This window comes from Chitinophaga sp. 01L420 (genome assembly GCF_056399985.1).
Map to the genome: position 1 here is coordinate 30,842 of NZ_JBFTSK010000033.1, position 24,119 is coordinate 54,960.

The 24,119-nt window shown below is 46.8% G+C and carries 18 protein-coding genes; 6 read left to right on the forward strand and 12 right to left on the reverse strand.

The window, feature by feature from the left end; genetic code table 11:
• Positions 1-4: 4 nt before the first annotated feature.
• Positions 5-3,178, reverse strand: coding sequence for a SusC/RagA family TonB-linked outer membrane protein (locus AC1DP6_RS25555; RefSeq protein WP_477057380.1), 3,174 nt, complete (start codon positions 3,176-3,178; stop codon positions 5-7).
• Positions 3,179-3,493: 315 nt separating this feature from the next.
• Between AC1DP6_RS25555 and AC1DP6_RS25560 the strand changes: the two genes are divergently transcribed.
• Together AC1DP6_RS25560 and AC1DP6_RS25565 are read left to right on the forward strand one after the other, a co-directional pair.
• Entirely contained in the window at positions 3,494-4,279 is a 786-nt protein-coding gene (locus AC1DP6_RS25560) for a DeoR/GlpR family DNA-binding transcription regulator (RefSeq protein WP_477057381.1), read from the forward strand.
• A gap of 226 nt (positions 4,280-4,505) precedes the next feature.
• Complete coding sequence (locus tag AC1DP6_RS25565; protein WP_477057382.1) at positions 4,506-5,489, forward strand: YXWGXW repeat-containing protein; 984 nt, start codon at positions 4,506-4,508, stop codon at positions 5,487-5,489.
• A 94-nt stretch (positions 5,490-5,583) separates the two neighbouring features.
• Here the strand turns inward: AC1DP6_RS25565 and AC1DP6_RS25570 are convergent, their stop codons facing one another.
• The 5 genes from AC1DP6_RS25570 to AC1DP6_RS25590 all read right to left on the reverse strand — a co-directional run bounded on the left by AC1DP6_RS25570 (position 5,584) and on the right by AC1DP6_RS25590 (position 12,160).
• Positions 5,584-6,378, reverse strand: a complete 795-nt coding sequence (locus AC1DP6_RS25570; RefSeq protein ID WP_477057383.1) for an SDR family NAD(P)-dependent oxidoreductase — start codon at positions 6,376-6,378, stop codon at positions 5,584-5,586.
• A 6-nt stretch (positions 6,379-6,384) separates the two neighbouring features.
• The gene (locus AC1DP6_RS25575) at positions 6,385-7,551 is read right to left on the reverse strand and encodes a mandelate racemase/muconate lactonizing enzyme family protein (protein WP_477057384.1); all 1,167 of its coding nucleotides are present in this window, start codon (positions 7,549-7,551) and stop codon (positions 6,385-6,387) included.
• 12 nt (positions 7,552-7,563) lie between these two features.
• A complete protein-coding gene (locus tag AC1DP6_RS25580; protein WP_477057385.1) occupies positions 7,564-10,428 on the reverse strand; it encodes a glycoside hydrolase family 2 protein in 2,865 nt (954 codons plus the stop codon).
• A gap of 18 nt (positions 10,429-10,446) precedes the next feature.
• Complete coding sequence (locus AC1DP6_RS25585) at positions 10,447-11,136, reverse strand: RraA family protein (protein ID WP_477057386.1); 690 nt, start codon at positions 11,134-11,136, stop codon at positions 10,447-10,449.
• Positions 11,137-11,278: 142 nt separating this feature from the next.
• Positions 11,279-12,160: an AraC family transcriptional regulator gene (locus AC1DP6_RS25590; protein WP_477057387.1), complete on the reverse strand. Its 882-nt coding sequence runs from the start codon at positions 12,158-12,160 to the stop codon at positions 11,279-11,281.
• A 183-nt stretch (positions 12,161-12,343) separates the two neighbouring features.
• Between AC1DP6_RS25590 and AC1DP6_RS25595 the strand changes: the two genes are divergently transcribed.
• The 3 genes from AC1DP6_RS25595 to AC1DP6_RS25605 are packed head-to-tail and all read left to right on the forward strand — an operon-like array spanning position 12,344 to position 17,017.
• On the forward strand, positions 12,344-13,234 hold the full coding sequence (locus AC1DP6_RS25595) for a TonB-dependent receptor plug domain-containing protein (RefSeq protein ID WP_477057388.1): 891 nt from the start codon (positions 12,344-12,346) through the stop codon (positions 13,232-13,234).
• A complete protein-coding gene (locus AC1DP6_RS25600; protein ID WP_477057389.1) occupies positions 13,200-15,419 on the forward strand; it encodes a SusC/RagA family TonB-linked outer membrane protein in 2,220 nt (739 codons plus the stop codon). The genes AC1DP6_RS25595 and AC1DP6_RS25600 overlap by 35 nt, the downstream gene beginning before the upstream one ends.
• A gap of 20 nt (positions 15,420-15,439) precedes the next feature.
• Positions 15,440-17,017 (forward strand): RagB/SusD family nutrient uptake outer membrane protein, encoded by a 1,578-nt coding sequence (locus AC1DP6_RS25605; RefSeq protein ID WP_477057390.1) that lies wholly within the window; start codon positions 15,440-15,442, stop codon positions 17,015-17,017.
• A 35-nt stretch (positions 17,018-17,052) separates the two neighbouring features.
• On the opposite strand, the gene AC1DP6_RS25610 is transcribed toward AC1DP6_RS25605, so the two are convergent.
• Positions 17,053-17,265, reverse strand: a complete 213-nt coding sequence (locus AC1DP6_RS25610; RefSeq protein WP_441576086.1) for a hypothetical protein — start codon at positions 17,263-17,265, stop codon at positions 17,053-17,055.
• Positions 17,266-17,282: 17 nt separating this feature from the next.
• On the reverse strand, positions 17,283-17,777 hold the full coding sequence (locus tag AC1DP6_RS25615) for a DinB family protein (RefSeq protein WP_477057391.1): 495 nt from the start codon (positions 17,775-17,777) through the stop codon (positions 17,283-17,285).
• Positions 17,778-17,918: 141 nt separating this feature from the next.
• Here AC1DP6_RS25615 and AC1DP6_RS25620 point away from each other — a divergent pair, with 141 nt between their 5' ends.
• Complete coding sequence (locus AC1DP6_RS25620) at positions 17,919-18,890, forward strand: GlxA family transcriptional regulator (RefSeq protein ID WP_477057392.1); 972 nt, start codon at positions 17,919-17,921, stop codon at positions 18,888-18,890.
• Positions 18,891-18,892: 2 nt separating this feature from the next.
• Here AC1DP6_RS25620 and AC1DP6_RS25625 read toward each other — a convergent pair whose 3' ends face one another.
• From AC1DP6_RS25625 to AC1DP6_RS25640, 4 genes are all read right to left on the reverse strand, one after another.
• Entirely contained in the window at positions 18,893-19,417 is a 525-nt protein-coding gene (locus tag AC1DP6_RS25625) for a DinB family protein (protein WP_477057393.1), read from the reverse strand.
• Positions 19,418-19,554: 137 nt separating this feature from the next.
• Positions 19,555-20,958, reverse strand: coding sequence for a glucuronate isomerase (uxaC, locus tag AC1DP6_RS25630; RefSeq protein WP_477057394.1), 1,404 nt, complete (start codon positions 20,956-20,958; stop codon positions 19,555-19,557).
• A 19-nt stretch (positions 20,959-20,977) separates the two neighbouring features.
• On the reverse strand, positions 20,978-22,633 hold the full coding sequence (locus AC1DP6_RS25635) for a UxaA family hydrolase (protein WP_477057395.1): 1,656 nt from the start codon (positions 22,631-22,633) through the stop codon (positions 20,978-20,980).
• A 19-nt stretch (positions 22,634-22,652) separates the two neighbouring features.
• Positions 22,653-24,116 (reverse strand): tagaturonate reductase, encoded by a 1,464-nt coding sequence (locus AC1DP6_RS25640; RefSeq protein ID WP_477057396.1) that lies wholly within the window; start codon positions 24,114-24,116, stop codon positions 22,653-22,655.
• Positions 24,117-24,119: the final 3 nt, after the last annotated feature.

Consider the following 24,119-nt stretch of genomic DNA (forward strand, 5'->3'; position numbering starts at 1 on the left):
TGAACTACAGTTTTACCATCAGGTTGATACCATAACTCCGGGTACGTGGTACACCGAACATTTCAAAACCTTGTGCATTCGAATTGCTGAAGGCAGACTCAGGATCCACATTCGGTGTGTTCTTATACAGAATGAAGAGATTCCTTGCAACGAACGAAACGGTGGCTGACTGCACTTTCGCAAAAGCCAGTGTGTTCGCTGGAATGTTGTAGCTGATAACTACCTGCCTTAATTTAATGAAGCTCGCATCATACACAAATTTCTCAGAGATATTCTTGAAGTTGTCATAATACTGCTGCAAACCGGTGCTGTAAGTAAACGTTTTGGAAAATGGCTTATCATCTGTGTCCACACCTGTTACAGTTAATCCGTTTTCTCTGCCCGGCAGGGTAATTTTATTCAATCCGAAACGGGTAGCATACAGGTTGGTACCGGAATAAACATAGCCACCGAATTTACCGTCGATCAGGAAGCTCAGGTTAAACTGTTTGTAGCGGAAGCTATTGGTAATACCGCCCGTCCATGGAGAAATACCTGTTCCCAGATCTTTTTGCTCCGTTACTTCGTAGCCGTTGTTTTTATTATAGATGGTTTGACCTTGTGCATTCTTCTTGGCACCAAATCCTTTGATCATGCTATAAGGCTTACCTACTTCTGCAAAAAGGAAAGCATAGCTGTTTACTGCCGCATCCAGTTGCAATTTATCAAGACCATCATTCAGTTTCAGTACTTCGTTTTTATTATAAGCCGCATTAAAGCTCACTTCCCAGGAGAAATCTTTCTTCTTAATCGGTGTACCTGAAAACATCAGTTCAATACCCTTGTTACTCATTTCACCTACGTTCAGGTAAGCAAAGTTGTACCCTGAGCCAGGAGAAATAGCTGCCTGCATAATATCATCCGTTGTTTTACGATTGTACACCGTAATGTCTGCTGACAATCTGTTGTTCAGGAAACGACCTTCCACACCCAACTCTGTAGTAGTGGAGGTAAATGGTTTCAGATCCTGGTTAGGCGCAATCAGCAAACCTGAACCAACACCATTTGTTTGTGTAGGTGTTTGTAATGGCTGACCAAGATGTCCGCCACCAGGTACCATGCTATAAGTTTGGTTCAGTGCATAAGCCAAAGGTGCACCACCACCTACCTGTGCCCAGGATGATCTTATTTTTGCATAATTTACCCAGGATGGCATTTTCACCGCTTCTGACAGCAGGAAACTGGCGCCCACTGAAGGATAGAAAATGTTATTCTTTTTAGGAGACAGCGTAGAGAACCAGTCATTACGCCCTGTGGCTGAAATGAACAACAGATCTCTGAAAGACAGATCTACTGATCCGAATACCGAGTTGGTTGCCTGGCGCTGGTTAATATTTTTAACGCTTAAATTTTTCACGTTGGACTGATCATAAAAACCAGGTTCAAAGAAGCCCTTACCGTCAAAAATGATGGCATCAGATTTACCTTTGCGCTGGTTACCACCGGCCATGGCCGTTAAACCAAAGTCCTTGCTCAGCTTAGCCTGGTAGTTCAGGGTCAGTTCACTATTCGTTTCTGTGATAGCGGTGCTGGATTGCGCATAAAATCCATCAGATGCATAGGCAGTACCGGAAGGGACTACACCTACATAACCTGCATTCGTATAGTCATGGTTTACACGGCCACGGATGAAGAGGTTATCCAGGATATTATATTTGATGCTCACATTACCGATAAAGCGGTTGCGGTTATCATTGTTCTCGAATTTGTTGAGGATGAAATAAGGATTACCGGCAAAGTCGGAAGGGTTCCATTTTACTTCATTACCATCTTTACCATAGCCTGGATTCATATTGCGGATATCAACCGTGTTGGCCAGCATATAAGTACTCCAGTTCAGGTTACCGGGTGCATCAGATACGCCGGTTCTATTCTCTGCTTTTTCCACATTGTACTGTGCATATGCTTCTACGGCGAGCCTTTTGCTCAGGTTGGAGTTTACGCTGGCAGAAAATATCTTTTTGTTCAGATGTTGATTAGGAACCAGACCATGGTTATTCATGTCTGACAGGGAGGCGCGGAAAGTAGTGCTTTCGTTACCACCTGAAAAAGAAACCGTATTGGTAAAGGTGTTACCGGTTCTGTAAAAATTCTTGATGTTATTCTTCTGTGGTGAATAAGGACGACTTACACCATCAAACTGCACCACATTGCTTCCATCCATTTTAGGTCCCCATGACAAGCGACCAGCGCTGATGGCAGACGATTTATCTGTTGGCTTGGCACCGTTCTGGCCGGAACCATATTCATATTGCCACTCAGGAAGAATAGCAGGTGTTTCCGCGGTAAAGGTGGTATTGTAATCCACGCCAATACCTTTTTGTTTTACGCCTTTCTTAGTCGTAATCAGGATAACACCGTTGGCGGCACGGGCGCCATAGAGCGCAGCAGCAGGACCGCCTTTCAGTACCGTAATGGATTCAATATCATCCGCGTTAATACCGCCGATACCATCACCACGATCACTGTTTAGACCAATAGCACCGTTGCCGCTGGCAGGAACGCTCTGTGTGGTATTGTCGATAGGCATCCCGTTGATTACATACAGTGGCTGGCTTTCTCCATTCAGTGAACCAGTACCACGGATGGTTACACGGCTGGAGCTACCCGGGCCTGCAGCAAGACTGGCAGAGTTTACGCCGGCAATTTTTCCGGTCAAGGCATCTGCCACATTGATTTCACGTGCCTGGGTAAAATCGCTTCCTTTTACTTCTGTAACTGCATAGGCCAGCGCTTTTTTCTCTTTTTTGATACCCAACGCCGTTACTACCAATTCTCCCAGTGCTTTGGATGCCAGTTCCAGCTGAATGTTGACTTGTGCCTGTCCGGGCGCTACTTTTACTTCTTTCCTTTCATACCCTATATAACTAACGGCAAGGGTAATATCTGCCGGATGTGTAGCAGGAATGCGTAAGGTGAATTTTCCTTCTGCATCAGTAACAGCACCTACTCCTTTGGCAGATAACAGGGAAATAGTGGCGCCAATAATTTGTTGTCCATCCGGACCTTTTACAGTACCGGAAATGGATGATGGCTTGTTGGCAGGTGTCTGAGCTTTACTTCCAAGACAAAACAATAAGCCGATTACAGGCAAAATCAGTTTTGTGAAAGTTGTCAGTTTTATGACATTTTTCATCATTGTGGTTTGGTTGATAGTTCTTTCAAATAATGCGGAAATACTGCTCTAAAATAGACAATACATTCATTTCTGCAAATTATTTGCAAATAATAATTGCAAATTATGCACCCACAAGAAATCATTAAGATATTAACTATATGGTTATTAACATTTTATTAATTTATAGTTTTTGCAGAAAAATTATTTCTTGTAATAAAAGTGCAAAATCAGGGATGAACCTATATTTTTGCGCTAGTATTATTTTACCCGGCAGTCCGAATCTTTGCAAATGCTGGGATTTTTAACTATCATCACCCTTTGAATCGTCGCAACGCTATGGATAGTACTAACACGCAGGATCAGCTTCCTCCTGTTTCACTCACTAAAAAAGCGAGGAAGCAGTTAATTATACAACAGGTGAACATCCACACCCGTATTACATACACCGAACTGGTAGGCCTGATCAATGTGTCAGAAGATACCATCCGGCGCGATGTAAATGAGCTGGCGGATGACGGGGAAGTAGTGAAGATCAAGGGGGGCGCCATGTCTATTGCCTACCATTATGGTCATGAATCAAAGACCTATGCACAGAACAATAAACTGGTGATTGCAGAAAAAACGCTGCAGCTACTCTGGAACGATATGATTGTACTGATTGGTGGCGGTACCACCATCCGGGAGTTCATTAAAAAGATTCCGGCCACCCTGCGTGCTACCTTTATTACGGTAAACGTACTCACGGCTGTAGAGCTACTTGACAAGCCGATGATAAAGACGATTGTGATTGGCGGACAAATCTCTGCCTATAGCCAGATGACAGTAAGCGGGGAAGTATTTGAATATCTTTCCAACATCAAAGCAGATCTCTGTATCATTGGTACTAACGCGATAGATCCGGTGAATGGCTTAACGGATTCGGACTGGGAAACCATACAGGTAAAAAAAGCAATGATCAAGGCGACCGATAAAGTAGCCATACTGGCTATTTCGGAGAAACTGAATTCTTCTATGAAGATGAAAATAGCAGACCTGCAGGATATCCATTACCTGATTACTGAACTGCCCGCTGATAGTCCTGAACTACAGCCTTACAAGGCTAAGAACCTGACGATCTTGTAAAAGCAAATGTCAACACTTCCATATTATTTCGCCGGCTTCTTATCAAAAAAAGAAGCCGGTTTTATTTTATCCTATTACACTACGCCGGTTTGTTTCAACCAGTCCAAATAAGCAGCAGACAGCTCATTCACCACCTGCGTATTTTTTCCTGCCACATCAGCGATGATTAGTTTTTAAACTTCTTTGTTGCAATGCCGTCCAAGATCAGGAATAAGCAATTTGAATCATGAAAAAGGTCATCATTGCCTTACTGTTGTTAGCAGCAGTAACGGGAACCGGATCTGCAACATATGCGCAGATAAGTGTTGGTGTATCCATCCGGGTGGCTCCTCCTCCATTGCGGGTATATACCCAACCACCTTGTCCGTACGACGGATATATCTGGACGCCGGGTTACTGGGCGTATGGACCTGCAGGTTATTACTGGATACCAGGTGTATGGGTGCGGCCGCCACGCGTTGGGGTGCTCTGGACCCCAGGTTACTGGGGATTTGTAGGTGGCATTTATAGCTGGCATGGCGGCTACTGGGGTCCTCACGTAGGATTTTACGGCGGTGTTAATTACGGCTATGGCTACGGTGGATCCGGCTTCTATGGCGGTATGTGGCGGGGTAATGCCTACCATTACAACACCGCGTATTCGAATATCAATACCACCGTGATTCATAACACCTACGTTAATAATACTTATATCAACAACAGAACAGTTGTCAATAACCACAGCAGCTTCAACGGACCTGGTGGCATTACCGCAAGACCCGGCCGCGAAGAACAGGTAGCCATGCGTGATCACCATATACAAGCTACTTCCGAACAGTTATCGCACGAACAAAGGGCCGGACTCAACAGAAACCAGGTGGGCGCAGGAAATAACGGACATGTGGGCAACCACCAGGTGAGACAGGGAACTACGCTATCTGACGGGAACTATGGAGGCGGACAACAAAATCATTTTAATCAGCCTGGTAATGCCGCAGCGCAAAACCATATTAATAATGTGAATCGCGGCAACCATTTCAATAATGCAGGTGGCGAACAAAATCATTTTAATGCGCCCCGGGGAGAAAATCATTTTAACAACGGTGGTGGCGGCAATCGCCAGGTAGCGATGCAACACCAGCCACATATGTCAGGTGGCGGTATGGCCCGTGGCGGCGGAGGACGTGTTGGTGGTGGCGGTCACGGTGGTGGCGGACATGGAAGACATTGAATACCCTATTCATTTCATCCAATGTAAAAAAAAGCTGTCTGCAGGGATCACCTGGCAGACGGCTTTTTTTATGAATACTGATGTCGGATGATTATCACGTCACATCCTGCAGCAACGCTGATCTTCCGCCGTCGAGCAAATACGTAGTTCCCGCCGCAAAACCACCGTACTCCCCTGCCAGGAAAACGCACCAGGCGCCGGCCTCTTCAGGCGTACCAATCCGTTTCACCGGATGCAGTTGTTCGGTACGCGCCCGCTCACCCGCCGGATCAGGGAAAGAAGCAAACCACTGCTGGTTGCCCGGCGTATCTATAAATCCAGGCGCCAGTCCTACTACTCTTACCGCTGGCCCCCATTCAATCGCCAGCGCTCTTACGAGCCCCGTTAACGCCGTCTTGGTGACATTATAAGGGAAGCATCCCGGCAACGTAGCATTGGCGTGATTAGAGCTGATAATGATAATGACGCCCTGTCCGCCCACTTCCAGGTAAGGGCGGCAAAGTTTGCATAACCGCCAGTGCGCCGACAGGTTCAATTCCATATTTTGCTGCCACCTGTCTTCTGAACAGTTGGCCGCACCCTCAAAGAAATTGGCGCCGGCATTGGACACAAGGATATCCAGGTGCCCCCAGGCAGCCAATACAGCTGCTATCCAGCTGGCCTGTTGTGTGGCATCGGTTACATCTGTTTGCGTATACATGCCTTCTGCGCCTGCTGCCTGCAGTCCGCTGAGGAAAGCCCGGGCAGCAGGGCTATCAGCTGTTTCCAGCCCACAGCCTGCCACCTTCGCACCAGCCACACCCATCATCTGCGCAATGCCTTTCCCTATGCCGGAGGTTACACCGGATACCAGGACTACCTTTCCGGATAATGATATTTGTAATGCCATAATTTATTAAACATAAAATCCGGGACGGGGTTGCAAGATGCCCGGATGTTTTTCCATTTCTGCTTCTACCAGGTCTACTCCCAGGCCCGGACGATCTGATACATGCAAATGCCCATCACTGATCATGTCTTTGATAGGGTGATCGATCACCGTATCTCTCCAGGGCACATCATTAAACATAAACTCCTGCCGGAAGAAATTAGGCACCGAAGCACATACATGCGCGCTGGCGATGGTAGATAAAGGTCCGTTAGGATTATGCGGCGCCAGCAATACATTATATGCTTCCATCATGGTGGCCATCCGTTTCATCTCTGAAGGACCACCACAGCGGGTGATATCAGGCATAATAATATCGCATAGCTGTTTCTCCAACACCTGCCGGATCCCATGACGGGTATAATGCCGCTCTCCCACACAAATGGCTACATTGCCCGGTAGTCGCTCCCTTACAGCTTTCAGCGTATCCGCACTTTCAGGACCTACCGGCTCTTCATACCAGGTAATATCCAACGCGGCGAGTCGCTGCGCCATTTTCACCGCTACCCTGAAATTGAGCATAGCATGGGTTTCTATCATGATATCGAACTCCGGACCTACCGCATCACGCACGGCCTTGCTCACATCGAAAGCCAGGTCCTGCTGTGCTACGCTGAGGTTTAGATTGGAAGATAAGTCCTCCCCATAAAAATAATTGACGTGGGCGAAAGGATCAAATTTCAACCCGGTAAAACCAGCTGCTTTTACCTGTAATGCCTGTGCTGCATAGTCTTCAGGAGTATGTGCACCACCCATAAACCAGTAATTGGCATACAGCAAAATATCTTTGCGGAAAGCGCCGCCCAGCAATTCGTAGCAAGGCACCCCCAATACTTTCGCTTTCAGATCCAGCAGGGCCATATCAATACCGCTGATGGCACAAAGACTCGCACCATAAGGGCCTATCCAGTTCAGGTCGCGGTAAAGTTTGGTCCAGATAAAATCTGTGCGCATAGGGTCCATCCCGATGATGCGCTCCCCTACATGTTTGGCAGCATGATATACAATGGGGCTGCCCGGCCAGTTGGTGGCTTCTCCCACACCGGTATAGCCTTCATCTGTGTAAATTTTCAGCAGGGTCCAGTTGTACTTCACCCCTTCTACCAGCCATACCTTAACATCAGTTATTTTCATGATACTAATCAGTTAATCTATTGTAAATACCAATTCACCTTTAACAAGTGATGGCAGTTTATGTTGCTTATCTGTGAACGGCGAGCCATAAAAAGGTTCAGACCCGTTATTGCTATAGTCAGCAATGAGCAATTGCAGGTGTGCATCCTGCAGCCAGCTGCGAGCCGACTGATGCCCATCCGATACAATGGTAATCCCGTTACCGGCCGCATCTTTCAGGGAAGCCAGGAGGATATGACGTTTGGTAGAACGAAAATCATTGCTGCCCATTTCGTTGGCATCATCTTTCCATTTACCTGCCGGCACTTTTCCCCAGGGCTCTACGCCATTGATAGGCTGCGCCTGCAAAGTAGCACTCCCTTCATTACGGGCAATATCATCTGCCGGATAAACAGAAAAACTGCCTTTACGTGTCCAGCTCAGGTGGTCAAAGGTGGCTGGCAACTGTAATAGCATTCCATATTGCCGTGGCAGGGAATCTTCACCCCGGTACTGCATTTCGTAGGTCATGCTTACTTTGTTATCCGGCCGGAAATGATACTGGATCATTCCTTTTGCATTTGTATACGTAACGGCTTCTTTGACAACAATCCCGCTATCGCTCTTTGCTATTTCCAATGAAGTAGCAAAGAGGGTATACAACGGATAATTTTTCAGTGGGTAGATATTATTCTGATACGTTTCTCCGGCTACATTGGGCTTTCCGCCATCTTCACTGTTCATCGGCACCACACTCCATACCGGCCCCTGTGACAAAATAGTATGCTCCCCTTTTTTAGCGGATACAATCATGCCTGTTAACCGGCTGATTTCAAAGGTATGGTCTCCCTGTTGAATCGTATATGCCTGCTCGTTTTGTGTGAAGGTTAATTTCACCGGTGCCGTTGCAGGTGCCACCGGTGCGGCTTGCAGTGTTATACGTTCTTCGTTGACTACTTTACCGGCAGGATCCGTAAAAGAAAGATCCACTACTCCGGAAGAAGCACTTACCGGCACCTGCAATATCCCGGCGCTATGCGGAGCAATGTTTGCAGTTATTTTTACGGCTTGTCCATCTATGCTGCAATGTATATTGGCAGCTGTCAGCGTGGTGAAATCAAAGCGGTTCTCTACATGCAGAAACAATTGTTTTCCCTTTACCACCGGCGCCTGCATGTTCGTTATCACTACCGGAGCATAAGCTTTTCGCATCCCGTAAAACTCCGGTTTTTCTCTTCTCCATGCATCTACCGGCCCCCAGGGACCATAGCCAACGATACGACCATCCGGCAGGTGAAAGATATCATCTATACCCGCCCAGATAGCACCACCCAAACAATTGGGATGATGATACATGGAATCATACATCCTGGCCAGCGGCGCCCCATAAGCAGCTCTGATACCCGGATCCGTCAACAACTCGCGGCGGTTATAACAGGAAACGTGTGCGTATTCCCCGAATAATACCGGGCGTTTCATGGTGTCTGTTGCCGCCGCACCGTTGATATCCGGGTAATGATATACGGCGATATCGGCCTGGCTATGCGCATTGTTAAATCCACCCCAGCACTGATCATGAAAAGTAGTAGGCCGTGTTGGATCTATCGCTTTTACGATGGCATTTACCTGCACAAACAAAGGACTCCAAAGCGATTCATTGGCCAGCGACCAGATGATAATACTGGGATGATTCCGTTGTGCATTTACTTTTTCTACGTTTGCCCTGATAAAATAGGGCAGGTATTTTTCATCTTTATAATTCCATAATTTCCATATCGGCGAAGCTCCGTGCTGTATCCAGCAGATAGCAGATTCACTTTCCACAAAAAGTCCCAGTTCATCCGCTGCCGCCAGGAACTCTTCTGATGGCGGATAGTGAGAAGTACGGATATAGTTGCAGTTACCTTTCTTAAATAATTCCGCATCCTGCCGCGATAATTCCGGCGTGATACTACGGCCCAGCAAAGGATGTACATCATGACGGTTTACGCCATGCAGTTTCACGGGTTTACCATTTACCAGTAAAAGACTACCGCTTATTTTTACTTCGCGGAAACCTACTTTTTGTGTAACCGTTTCCAGCACCTGCCCATCCCGGACAAGGCTTGCCTGTAAGGTATACAGATAGGGACTTTCAGGGTTCCATGTTTGTATACGGCCAACCGGTAATTCCTGTGGCTGATATAGCGCCAGTGTTTTCTCCAGTACCGTTTTACCGATGGCATCTGTTAGGCGATAGTGCATATTCCCATTGGCTGTGGTGGTCTGCATATTCATATCCAGGGTACCATTCGTATAGTCTTTGCTCAGTCGGGTAGTGACATCCAGTCTTTTTATATTCGCAACAGGCAGCACAAATAAAGTAGCTTTTCGTAAGATGCCCCCCACGGTGTGCACTGCATACTGCGAAACGCATCCCAGTTTGTCCGATACCGTTAGTGCCTGTACCTGTACTTCCAGCCGGTTGTCACCGGCTTGTAATGCGTCCGTAATATCTGCTTCAAAAGGAACAAAGCCCCCTTCGTGTTCGGTGATTACTTTCCCGTTTACCAATACTTTCCCCCAGGAGCTGATGCCATCAAACCGGATCATAACACGGTTACCCTGCCAGTCGGCCGGCACCTGGAAGTTCCTGCGGTATATCGCTGTATCACCTTCATTCAGCTGAAATCCCTGCATCACCCACTCTCCGGGCACTGCTATTGGCGCACCAGTACCTGCTACACCGTTTGAAAACGACCAGTTACCATTGAGTGATAACAACGGCGCCGCTACTCCTTTTACAGTAGTCGGTCGTGGCGACAACCGGGGAACATCAAATTTAGCCACCTCGGTTTGTGCCCACGCCGACAGACTTAATAATAACCAGGATCCAAATAGAACACCTTTCTTTATCACTATTTTGTTTTTAAACATTTACATAATACCGTACTTCGCAAAAGCCGCTGAGGCAGACATTCCATTTTGTATCCTGTCCTGCACCGTTTTTTCTCCCCGCGCTTTTTCCAGCGCCAGATGGAACACTTCCGTGGCGGCTTCCTGCGGCACAATACAAACGCCGTCTAAATCTCCCACCACGATATCACCCGGACGTATAATAACGCCATTCATTTCAATGGGCACCCGGAAATCCATTACTTTACCGCGCGGACCCTGATCCTGCGCATAACGTCCGTAAGAAAATACAGGAAATTGTAATTGTAAAATACCCCGTGTATCACGGGAATAGCCGTTTACCACGGCGCCGGCGGCGCCCAGCTTCATAGCGCGGATACTCATCAGCTCTCCCCATAAAGCATAGGCAGGCGATGAACCGGAGCAAATGTATACTTCATTTTTTTTCAGGTCATCGAGTGCCTGCAACATCAAACCAAAAGGTTGTTGCAATACCGTATTATGCACACTCTGTTCTCCGGAAATCATATCCGCTTCCAGTACCGGCATTGCCCGTCCAACTACCACCATAGCGGTATCCAGGGGTTGGATCTGTGGCGGTAAAAACTGCCGCAGCAGACCAATTTTATCCATTACATCACCAACTACTGCGGTAAACAGTTCCGCTTTTATCAGTGAAAAAAGCTCATCGTCATTTTTCCATTTATCCATGGCTATTCAGGTTACCTTTAAATAACTCAAAGATATTTCTCCTTTACCCGGGATCATCCAACTAATTTAATCAAGATCACAACTTTTTTAACCCAAAATAGCTCCAAATATCTTTTTTGATATTAATAAAATTTCGAAACGACTACTCTTTCCCTGTAGATGCTCTCATAGATTTGCGGTACTGACTGGGGTTCTCTCCTTTAATGCTCCGAAAGAATTTATTGAAGTTGGTGAGATTCTGATAACCACTTTCATAGCAGATCTCTCCTATGCTAAGATCGTCTTCCAGTAACAGTTTACAGGCGTGACCTATTCTTATTTCATTGATAAAACGGGTCAGCGACTTACCCGTATGTTTCTTAAAATAACGGCAGAAAGCAGGTGGCGTCATATTCGCCAATGCGGATACTTCCTGCAGGGAAATATCTCCCGAAAAATTATTCATCAGGTACTGGTATACCACATTAATACGGGCCGTGTCTTTGGGCTGAAAGGAATTTTCGAACTGCATACTGCTCAGGTATTCAAATTCCGCGGAGTCGGTAAGCAGTTCCAGTATCTTCATAAAGTCCAATAGTTTGCCCAGCCCTTTACGCCGGGTGATCCCGGCGAGCAGCTTTACCACTTCCCGTTGTGTATTTCCTTTGAAACGCACGCCCCGCTCCGCTCTTTCTACCAAACGCTTCACGGGCGCAATAATTTCCTCTTCTTCCGACAGCTGCTGCAGGAAGTTAGCCGGAAAATAAACCACAATCGACTTCACACTTCCTTTCACCGGCGCATCCTGAAAGGTGGCATCATTCAGCCAGATATGCGGCAGATTAGGCCCCATCAGCACCAGGTCACCAGGTAAGAAATGATCAATATGATCTCCTACAATCCTTTGCCCATGGCTTTCCTGTATCCATACCAACTCACATAGCTCATGGAAATGAAACGGAGATTGCAGATAGTCGGTGTTGATTTTCTTAATATGAATCGTCTTCGTAGCGGGTGTACCCACTTCAATAAACTGCGCTTTCATACGTTGAAATTAAGGGATATCTCAGATATTTAAACTGATTTCACCTCTATTAACATATAAATATAAGTCTATGGTTAAAATAGTTTTAAAAGCGGTTAATCCAGTTGGAGGTAATGGCGAGGGTTGTAGTCAACTTTGTTTTTGTGTCAACATCGCTTTTTTATTAACCAAAACTTCCGATAAATGTATCGCTTCACCAGGTTTCTTATACTGCTGCTGGCGCTCGCCGGGGCAGCACATGCGCAGAACAAAACCATTACAGGAACAGTAAAAGACAAAAGTACGGGTGCCCCTATTCCAGGTGTCACCATATTGCTGAAAGGCACCACCAAAGGCACGGTTACACAACCGGATGGCAGCTATTCTTTACAGGCGCCTATCACCACCGGTTCTATCTTAATTTTCAGAGCAGTAGGATATGATGAAATGGCGCAGGCAGCGGGTGCCTCCGGCATACTCAATATCAGTATGGCCAGTGGTTCCAGCAGTTTGAGTGAAGTAATAGTAGTCGGTTATGGTACGCAGAAAAAAGCCAATCTCACCGGTGCGGTGAGTGCTATCACCGGCAAGGAACTGAAAGACCGTCCTGTTACCAACGTGGCTTCTGCATTGCAGGGAACAATGCCTGGCGTAACAGTTACACAAACCAGCGGACAACCCGGTAAAGATGCCGGCAGCATCCGTATCAGGGGGATCGGTACGCTTAACAATAAAAACCCCATGGTGGTAGTAGATGGTATTGTGATGTCTACCAACGATGATAACGCCAGTGCCATGACGAACGTAGACCCTAATGATATTGAGTCAATTTCCGTACTGAAAGATGCGGCGTCTGCGGCCATCTATGGATCCAGAGCGGCTAATGGCGTGGTGATCATCACTACCAAAAAAGGAAAGGCCGGCACCATAAGAGTGCATTACAATGGTTATTTCGGTAAACAGAAACCTACACATCTGCCCGACTACCTGCCCTCCTGGCAGGCTGCCTCCTTATTCAACGAGGTGCAAAAAAACGAAGGCAGACCCGTACGGTATACCGATGCTGAAATCGAGAAATTTAAAAAACGGATCTGATCCGGATAATTATCCCAATACCGACTGGCAAGGTCTTGTTTTCAGCGGTACGGGCAACCAGCAAAATCATTACCTCGACTTTAGCGGAGGCAGCGACAAAACACAGTACCTGTTTTCACTGGGCTACCTGGCACAGGATGGTATCATCAAAAATTCCGGCCTTAAAAGATATAACACACGCCTGAACCTTAACAGCAAAATTAATGACAGGCTATCCGTTTTCGCCAACATCTCCTATTCCCTCTCCGATATGCGGGAACCTACCAACCCTTATACAGGTGACTTTTCACAGGTGATCCGGCAAGCAAATCGTATAGGCGCCAACGTACCTTACAAAACCAGCAATGGCTACTACGGTTATATCAACGATGGTAACCCGATGGCATGGCTGGAATCCGGCGCACAGTACAAAGAGTTTCGTCACCGCCTACTCGGCATTACCGGCGTTGACCTGGAAGTAGCCAGAGGGCTTCATTTCAAGCCTACGCTGGGATATACCATGGACCTTACGCAGTCGAAAAAGTTTATTAAAGATATTCAGTACTACGATGCCAAAACGGGCAATCCAACACTGTATCAGGGACCTAACTCCCTCACGGATTTTAATGACAACTACAATGTGATTACGCTCCAGGCATTGCTGGATTATGAGAAAACCATCAAAGATCATCACTTCAAAATACTGGGTGGCTACTCTCACGAATACACGAAGTATAGCTTCCTGCAGGGATACCGCAAAAACTTCCTCAACAACCAGCTGAGTGAACTGAATGCAGGACCCACTGATGGTCAGCAGGCAACAGGTTCCGCTTACGAAGTAGCCCTGCAATCTTTCTTTGGCAGAATCAACTACGATTACAAAGGCAAATACATGCTGGAAGCTAATCTTCGCTACGATGGCACTTCCCGTTTTGCTTCGCAAAATCGTTGGGGATTGTATCCTTCCTTTTCTGCCGGATGGAATATTTCCGAAGAAGCATTTTTCGAAGAAGCCAGACATATTGTACCACAGTTAAAGCTGCGTGGTTCCTGGGGACAACTGGGTAACCAGGACATCGGCGGTGTGAAGAAAAACGATATTAAACTGGGCAACTACCCTTATATCCCAGTGATCAGCGCAGGGCAGAACTACACCTTCGGTAGCAGCATTGCCGGCGGTATTTCCCCTGTCATGGGCGCTAATCCGGATATCCGCTGGGAGTCGCTGCAGTCAACCAACTTTGGTATAGACGCCGGATTCCTTGACAACCGCATTTCTTTGTCTGTAGATTACTTCATCAAAGATACCCGTGATATTCTCCTGAATGTACCTGTAGGCGGCACCTATGGCTTCATTGCACCTGTGCAGAATGCCGGTACTATGAGAAACAAAGGATGGGAAGTAGCAGCCGGTTACCACGAGAAAAAAGGTGACTTCTCCTACAGCATCACCGCCAATGCGGCTTTCATTAAAAACGAAATCACGGATCTCGATGGCACTGATCCGATTATTACCGGCGCTACCTATCTGAAAGTAGGTCATCCGGCAAACTCTTACTACGGCTATCAGGCAGAAGGTATTTTCCAGACACAGGAAGAGGTAGATAAGCATGCAAAACAGACCGGTGGCAAGATCGCACCAGGTGATCTGAAATACAAAGATCAGAATGGTGACGGCGTAATAGACGGTAATGACCGTGTATACCTGGGTAGCTATTTCCCTAAAGTAACTTATGGCGTAAACCTGGGTGGTGGCTGGAAAGGCTTTGATGTTTCCGTATTCCTGCAGGGCGCAGCGGGCGTTAAAGGTTTCATACAGGGCGCATTACTGGGTACTGCAGGCGATAAAATCGGCCGTCCTACTTCTGCGCTGCTCGACAGATGGACTGCAGAACATCCTACCGATAAGTTCCCTCGTTTATGGAACACTTATACGCAGAACGATGCTTCTACCAATCCATCTTCCTTCTGGGTAAGAAATGCATCTTACCTCCGGTTAAAGAACCTGCAGGTAGGCTATACTTTCCCTACCGCCTGGTTAAAACGTGCCGGCATACAGGGAGCCAGAGTGTACTACAGCGGACAGAACATCCTCACTTTCACGAAGTTTTACAACTGGGTAGATCCTGAATCTGCCAACAGCGCCAGCGGTTACGACTACCCGCAGGTAAAAGTAAATACAGTGGGCATCAATCTTACTTTCTAACCGTGTTAAAGACAATCATCATGAAAAAAACATTTCTCTATATATTCCTTTCCGGAACGGTCGCAATGACTGCGTGCAAAAAGAATTTCCTGGAAAAACAGCCTTTGGATGGCTACAGTGAATCTTCGCTCTGGGGATCCGATAAAGATGCGTTGGCAGCAATCAACGGCTGCTATAAAGATTGGGAATCCGGGCTGCACCTGATATACCTCGACTGTGGATCAGATAATGCCTACAACCCTTATCCATGGGAAGGTTATACCGTATTAGGCAGCGGAAATCTTACGGCTAATAATACGGGTGATCAACGCTGGAGCTTTAACGTCATCCAAAAATGTAACTGGTTCCTGTCGGGTGTAGACAAAGCCAAAATGGATGATAAATTGCGGGCCCGTATGAAGGGAGAAGCACGCTTTTTAAGGGCTTACCAGTATTTTATTTTAACGCAGTTATATGGAGATGTACCGCTGATTACCACCAATATCACCCCTGCAGAAGCCAATAGCTCAAAGCGCACTGCTAAAGCAGATGTTGTAAAATTTATACTGGATGAACTGACCGCTGTCGTGCCTGATTTACCTGCCAGCTACACCGGCAACGATGTGGGCCGCATTACCAGCGGCGCTGCGTTAGCCCTGAAAGCCAGGATGGCATTATTTACCAAACAATACGATGTATGTATTGCTGCATGTAACGCTATTATTGCCACAGGCACTTACAAACTATACCCGGTATACGGCGACCTGTTCCGCATTCAGCATAAAAACAATTCGGAGGTGATACTGGATGTGCAGTATAAAGAAAACGATGTGCCATTTGAATCATTGGGGGTGATGCCACCAGCATCTTCCGGAGGCTGGTGTTCTATTAACCCGTTACAGGGACTGGTAGATGCCTATGAAATGAAAAACGGCAAAACCATTGACGATGCCACCTCCGGATACAATGCCGATGATCCGTATAACAACAGGGATCCGCGTTTAGCCGCTACCATTATATATCCGGGTGCGATGTACAATGGTAGTTATTACAATCCTATCAACGAATCCTCTTCCGATTACTATTCCCCTTATGGCAATTCAAAGAGTGGTTACCTGGTAAGGAAGTTCACCACCGACCTCAGTGATTATGCAGATATGTGGAATGCTGGCTTAAACATTATCGCCATTCGTTATGCAGAGGTATTGTTATCGCAGGCAGAGGCTAAAATAGAACTCAATCAGTTGGACAATACCATGTACACTGCGCTGGATGCTGTAAGAACAAGAGCTGGTATGCCGGTGGTAAACAGAGCTATTTACAATACACAAACCAAACTCCGGGAGCTGGTACGCCGGGAAAGACGCGTGGAGCTGGCGATGGAAGGGCTGCGTTGGTTTGATGTACAACGCTGGGAAATTGGTGATAAGGTGATGAATGGTACCGCGTATGGTGCAAGACTGGGCAATGTGGATGCCACTACAGGTAAACTAACATTGGGAACGGAACGCATCCTGGTGGAGCAACGTACTTTTGATATCAAGAAAAACTACCTGTGGCCGGTGCCGCAGAGTGAGCGTGATATCAATCCCGGACTGAGTCAGAACCCACTTTATTAAATAAAAAAAGTATCCGGCGCTGTAGAGCCGGATACTTAACCTTCCATTACCTGGCAATGAAAACCGGTTTCATTTACCAGCATCATTACTTTTCCCGGCTGGAAATTGTCTCCTTCTACCCTCAATACTTTATCACGATCTTCCAGGTCAAAATTTATTTTACTATCCGGGAAATTCTCTAACAGCAGCGCTACAATTTCTTTTGCAGCAGCTACCCGTTTAACGTTTGTTACAAAGACTTCTACCATTCCGTAAAAAATTTAAATTACATATAGTTTATACCGGGATACCCCAATAGTCGCCGCCACAAGGCGATTTGACCTATGCAGTTGGCTTCCCGGTAAATGGAAAACGTTACCATTTCCCATAGTGGAAAAGACATTTTCATTTCCGGAAAACTCAGCATACTGTCCAGTTGTTCATCTGTTGCTTTCACCAATTCCGCCCTTAATATGGGGGTGATTTTTTCCCAATCTTTCTGATATACATCCAGTGAGGGATAGGTTACACCGTCCTTTATACCCTGATTTTTGTTAAACAGGTTATCGGAGGATGATTTTATATCCACCTTAAAAAAGCCAGCCAGATCAAATCGTTGTTGAACCAGGCTACCGGCGAGCCAGGCCACGTGATTAGCAGCGGTGTCCAGACGCTTGTGCGCATCCGAATCAGATAATCCAAACAGTGCCTTAGGGTAAAGACCTGTTTGCAGATCAAACAGTGAAAGAATGCCTAGCATCCTGTTGCTTGCAGTTTCCATATAATTTTTATTTTTGGTATTCAAACTCTTTGTAAGATAGCAGATAATCCCCTGAATGAAAGATGCTGATAAAGCCAATCTTAGGGGGTATTTGCGACAAAAACGTTATGTTTGAGTAGTTAATTCAAAACTGAAAACCATATGATCAAGATAGGGATCCTGCTTATGCGCCACTACAAGCTTCTGAGCCTTGCGGCGATTACAGATGTGCTCGAAACCGTCAATAAGATTTACTATAAAAACGGGCATTCAACACCATTTATCATCAGTCTTGTTTACACCGCCGATACCGCACATCTCGCAGCTGCTTTCCCCGATTATCTTTCAGAAGAAATAAGTGTTGCCACTACTTTTAACCTGGTACTCATCCCCTCTTTTACTACAGATGACCTGAAACAGTCTATTGTTGCCAACAGGGAATATCTKCCCTGGTTAAAACAACAATATAAAAGCGGTGCAGAGTTAGCCAGCTTCTGTACAGGCGCATTTTTACTGGGAGCATCCGGTTTACTGGATGGAAAAATTGCGACTACACATGTGGATGCCTGTAAAGATTTTACAACAGCATTTCCGGCGGTAAACCTGCTATCAGATAAAACCGTTACCCATGATTCCGGCATCTATACCAGTGGTGGTGCTACTTCTACCTTCCACCTGTTACTCCAYTTGCTGGAAATACATTGTGGCATCGAGATCGCCGTGAGAACAGCCAAAATATTTGCCATTGATATGGGCAGGGACAAACAATCCTATTTCAGCACGTTCCAGCCTACCCGCAATCATCACGACGACCTGGTGGCCTCCGCCCAGCAAAAAATTGAAACCAGCTATCAGGACGTTGGTACCATCGAGGAAATGATCAAAGACATTCCTTCCAGCCGCAGAAATATTGTCAGACGATTTAAACAGGTAACAGGTGTCACACCTATTGAATACCTGCAGCTCACCCGTATTGAGGCCGCCAAAAAACTGCTCGAACAAACCGGACAGCAAATGATGGAGGTGATCTTTAATTCGGGTTATAACGACCCCAAAGCATTCAGAAAGGTCTTCCGCAAAACCGTGGGAATGACACCTTCTGAATACCGGGAGAAGTTCAATGCTGCGAGATAAGACTAGTGTCTATCCCAGAAAAACGGGGGTTCAATATCCAGGGTGCGGAGATATACATATGCTTGTCCGCGGTGATGAATTTCATTATCAATAAAGTAAAAAAGCAGACTAGTCACGGTGCCGTCATACTGGCCAAACGCCTTCATTTGTCTCTGAAAATCCTGCGTAGCTATTGTAGGCCAGTATTCGTTGATCTGCTCTGTTACCACATCCCACAACTGTAATAACCCTTCTTTGGTGGTTGGCTTGGTTAAACCGGTATGTTGCAGCAATTCGTCCATAGTTTTCCAGTCGCCATCAGTAGCAAAGCCGTGCACGCCGGCAGAAGCAATGCCCAATACTTCCATCGCCAGTACGGACAAAGGACGCATTCCGCCTACACTGTAGCTAAACAGCTTATCAGCCGGATATTTCTCAATCAACCTGCGGGTAAGATCCCGATGCCCCTGCCAGTGCGCCAGGAGTTGTTGTGGATTCAGAATTACATGGGTTGCAGGTGCAGTTGCCGTTAATGTGTTGTTTTCCATAAAACTGTATTTTTATTTGTTTACAGTACAAAGAAAACAAGGGGGTGTGACAACCCTATGTCAGCAGGGTTTGAAAAAATATTTTCTTGTCGAAGGGGAAGACCTTCAGCCTCTCCCGAAGGCGCTCCCCCCTTTACTCACCAGCCGAAATAGGATTTCGCATTGCCATAGCAGATATCCTGTATGATCGCCCCTACCTCTTCTATATTATCCGGTATTTCGCCGCGTTCTATTTCCTCTCCAAAAAGGTCACAGAGCAGGCGCCGGAAATATTCGTGGCGAGGGTAAGAGAGAAAGCTCCGGGAGTCCGTCAGCATACCTACAAAGCGGGAAATGAGGCCCATGTTGGACAATGCATTCAGCTGCCTGGTCATCCCATCCTTCTGGTCCAGGAACCACCAGGCGGCGCCAAACTGTACTTTGCCGGCTACAGAACCATCGTTGAAGTTCCCGATCATGGTGGCCATGAGTTCATTATCTGCCGGATTCAGGTTATAGATGATCGTCTTAGTGAGCTTATCCTGGCTATCCAATCTATCAAGAAATTTTGCCAACGCACGTGCCTGCGAAAAATCACCAATAGAATCCCAGCCGGTGTCGGGTCCCAACAAGCGCATCATACGGGAATTATTATTCCGTAATGCACCCAGATGGTATTGCTGCACCCACCCTGTTTCCCAGTCCATGATAGCCAGTTCTAACAGCAGCGCGGATTTAAATTGCCTTATTTCTGTCAGTGTCAACATGTTGCGGGCACGTATTTTCAGAAAGATCTGCCTGATGCCTGTCTCCGTAAAATCCTCCGCATATATTTCCTCAATACCATGATCAGATACTTTACAGCCATGAGCAGCAAAGAAATCATGCCGGTCTTTTAACACCTGGAGCAAATCATCATACGTATTGATGCTGCAGTTGCCTGCCTGTTCCAGTTTTTGCAGATAAGCATTGTATGCCTCCGGATCATCTGCATTCATAGCCTGATCCGGCCGGAAAGCGGGGATCACGGGTATTTCAAAGCCGTCCTGTTTTATTTGCCGGTGGTATTGCAGGTCATCAGCCGGATCATCGGTGGTACAGATCAGTGCCACATTTCTGCTTCTTAAGAGGTTACGCACACTGTATTCCGGCATTTGTAACAGTTGATTACAGGTGTCATAAATATGCACCGCGGATGCAGGATTCAGTATTTCTGAAATACCGAAATAGCGCTGTAATTCCAGGTGTGTCCAGTGATACAGGGGATTGCGCAATGTTTGCGGTACCGTGGCAGCCCATTTTTCGAACTTCTCCCAGTCGGTATTATTACCGGTACAATAACTTTCCGGTACGCCATTGGTGCGCATGGCCCGCCATTTATAGTGATCTCCGTATAGCCATGCCGCTGTGATGTTCTGAAAACGTGTATCTGCCGCAATCTGCGCGGGTGGCAAGTGACAATGGTAGTCAATCACCGGCATATCCTTGGCGTAATAATGATATAATTTTTCCGCAGCATCGCTATTCAGGAGAAAATTTTCATCCATGAACTTTTTCCTCATCAATAATATATTTTAAGCATTACAATGACACTCCTCTTTTCCAGGGAATAAAATCATCCTGACCATTTATCACGGATTTTGCGGTAATGGTTCCGCTGGCCACCTGTATAACGTAGTCGAGTATACGTTCTCCTGCTGCGGTAATGCTTTCCTCTCCATCTATAATAGATCCGGTGTTAATATCGATGATATCCTGCATACGCTGATACAACTTTGTGTTGCTCGACAGTTTAATTACTGGTACAATCGGGTTGCCGGTAGGCGTTCCCAGTCCAGTTGTAAACAGGACTATATTGGCGCCGCTGCCTACTTCCGCGGTGGTGGACTCCACATCATTACCCGGCGTACATAGTAAATTAAGTCCTGCCTGTTGTACTTTTTCCGGATAATCCAATACTGCTACTACCGGAGAGGTACCTCCTTTTTTAGCGGCGCCGGCAGATTTAATGGCATCTGTAATGAGGCCATCTTTAATATTTCCGGGAGATGGATTCATATCAAATCCGGAGCCTGCTTCTTCTGCGCGTTGCTGGTACGTGCGCATGAGCTGAATAAAGCGGGACGCATCTTCCACATGACAGCAACGATCACTCATCTCCTGCTCTACGCCACATAGTTCCGGGAATTCGGCCAGCACAACGGAACCGCCTAAAGCTACCAGCAAATCAGAAGTATAACCGATGGCGGGATTGGCGGAGATGCCGGAGAAACCATCGGAGCCGCCGCACTCCAGTCCTATACAAAGCTTACTTAAAGGAGCCGGTTGTCGCGTACATTGATTGGCCTCCATCAGTCCTGCGAAAGTCTGACGAATGGCTTGCGTGATCAACAGACTTTCTGCGCCGGTCTGTTGCTGATCCAATATATAAAGTGGTTTCGAAAACGCCGGATCGCGTTTGTTAATTTCCTCCTGTAACATGCTGACTTGCGCATTCTGGCAACCCAGGCTCAACACCGTAGCACCGGCAACGTTAGCATGTGTAATATATCCTGCCAGCAGACCGCAAAGCGTTTGTGCATCCTGCCGGATGCCACCACAACCTCCATCATGGGTCAGGAATTTGATGCCATCCACATTTTCAAAAAGGCGCATATTTTCCTGGCTGTCGTCCTGCTCTGTGTATACTGTTTCCAGGATACCCGCCGCATCTGCACCGGCTTGTTGTTGGGCCACCAGGGAGCGTGTAAAGGCAGCATATTTTGCGGGACGACTATAACCCAGTTCTGTTAGCAGGGCTTCTTTCAATACTTCTATATTCCTGTTTTCACAAAATACCAATGGTATTACCAGCCAGTAATTAGCCGTACCTACACTACCGTCCTGCCGGTGATATCCCATGAATGTTTTTTGCTGCCACCGGGAGATATCAGGCACCTGCCATGCTGTTTTCCGCTGTGCAGCCAGTGCGTATCCGTTGGCCGCGTGGTGTACATTTTCCACCGCGATCCTGCTGCCAGCAGTAATGGGCGTCTGCGCACGCCCTACCAGTACCCCATACATGATCAGGGCATCCCCTTTATCAAAAGAGCTGGCGGCAAATTTATGTTTGGCAGGGATCTTTTCCTGCATCGTATATACAGTGCCGTTATACTGTACCGTATCATCTTTATCCAGATCCTGTAGCGCTACCAACACATTGTCATGCGGATGCACCTTTAATACTTTCTGTTTCATACCTGTCTGCTTAAAAAATCTATGATATCGTTATTTCTGCTGCAATGCGCGCCAGATAGGCAGCAGGGCCTTCTGCAAGTAATGCCTTCAGCATCACCGTCACCAGTTGCTCAAAACCGGTAATGGTGGTGAGATCATGGCCCCAGACCGCTTGGTTGCCAAGTGTATTTTTCACGACTGTTTCCGGTGAATGTAATTGCCATTGTTCCCGGTACCAGCCGGCGTATTCATCAGAGACGCTATACGTAGGATCTCCGCGCATAAACAGCAGGTGTGCCGCAAAGCCCAGTGAAATCAATGCAGGTACCTGTGCGGTACGTTCGTAATAACGTAACAATACCGGCAATACCCGCATCTTCAATTTAGATGTATACTGACTGCATATACTCAACCAGCGATGATCTATGTAAGGATTACGGAAACGGTCCAGGACAGCACCGGCAAAACGAATCGCTGCATCATGACGTATATGCCGGTCCGTTATAGCAGGAATAATTTCCTGCATCATCAGCGCTTCTATATATGCGGCCATTGACTCGTGGTTCATGGCAGCTTTCACCGTATCCAAACCGGCCAGGAAAGCCAGTCCGCAGCTAAGCGTATGGGCACCGTTAAGCAGCCGCAACTTTAGCTCCCTGAATATGTTGATGTCCGGTGACAACACCACACCGGCGTCCGCTTCATGGAAAGACAATACCTGTTTCACCCTTTCACTGCTGGTTTCAATTGCCCATAGCCGGTACACCTCTGTCATGATCATCAGGTCGTCTTCATATGCCAGTGTGAGATCTGAAGCCCCCGGCACAATACAGTCTACCAGTGAATTACAAAAATCGCTACTATTATGCAGCCAGTCCGTAAAAGCAGTATCCAGTTCATTGAAGACGCATAACTGCAACAGGATTTCCTTGAGCCGGCTGCCATTATCCGGTATCAGCTCCGTAGGAATGATAACCATCCCCCTCGTTTCATCTCCGTTGAAATGAAGATAGCGCCGGTGCAGAAAAGCCAGCAGCTTGGCAGGGAAAGAGGCCGGTGGTGCGGTATGGATACGCTCCTCCACATATACAATTCCCACTTCAGTTGTATTGGAAATAACAACCTGCATCTGCGGGTTCGTGGCACATGCCAGGATCTGCTCCCATTGGGAAGCAGCATTCAATACCCTGCTGATGGAGGCGTTGATGATATTAACGGCCACCTTCCGGCCACCATCAATACCCCGTATACACTGCGTGTACAGGTTATCCTGTTCATCAAAAGCAGTGGTGCTACCATTGCCGGTCGATTTCACGACTACCACCCTTCCGTTGAAACGGCCTTCCTGGTTGGCTTTGTCAATGAAAGCATCGGGCAAACCTCTTAGCAACACCCCTGTACCAAACTGCAGCACTTTCTCCGGCAGATCGAAGCAGCTCTTTAAAGGTAGCTGCAACGCTTCATTTCCGTATAGCCCTGACAATGTTTCTCTGGATAGTTTCATACC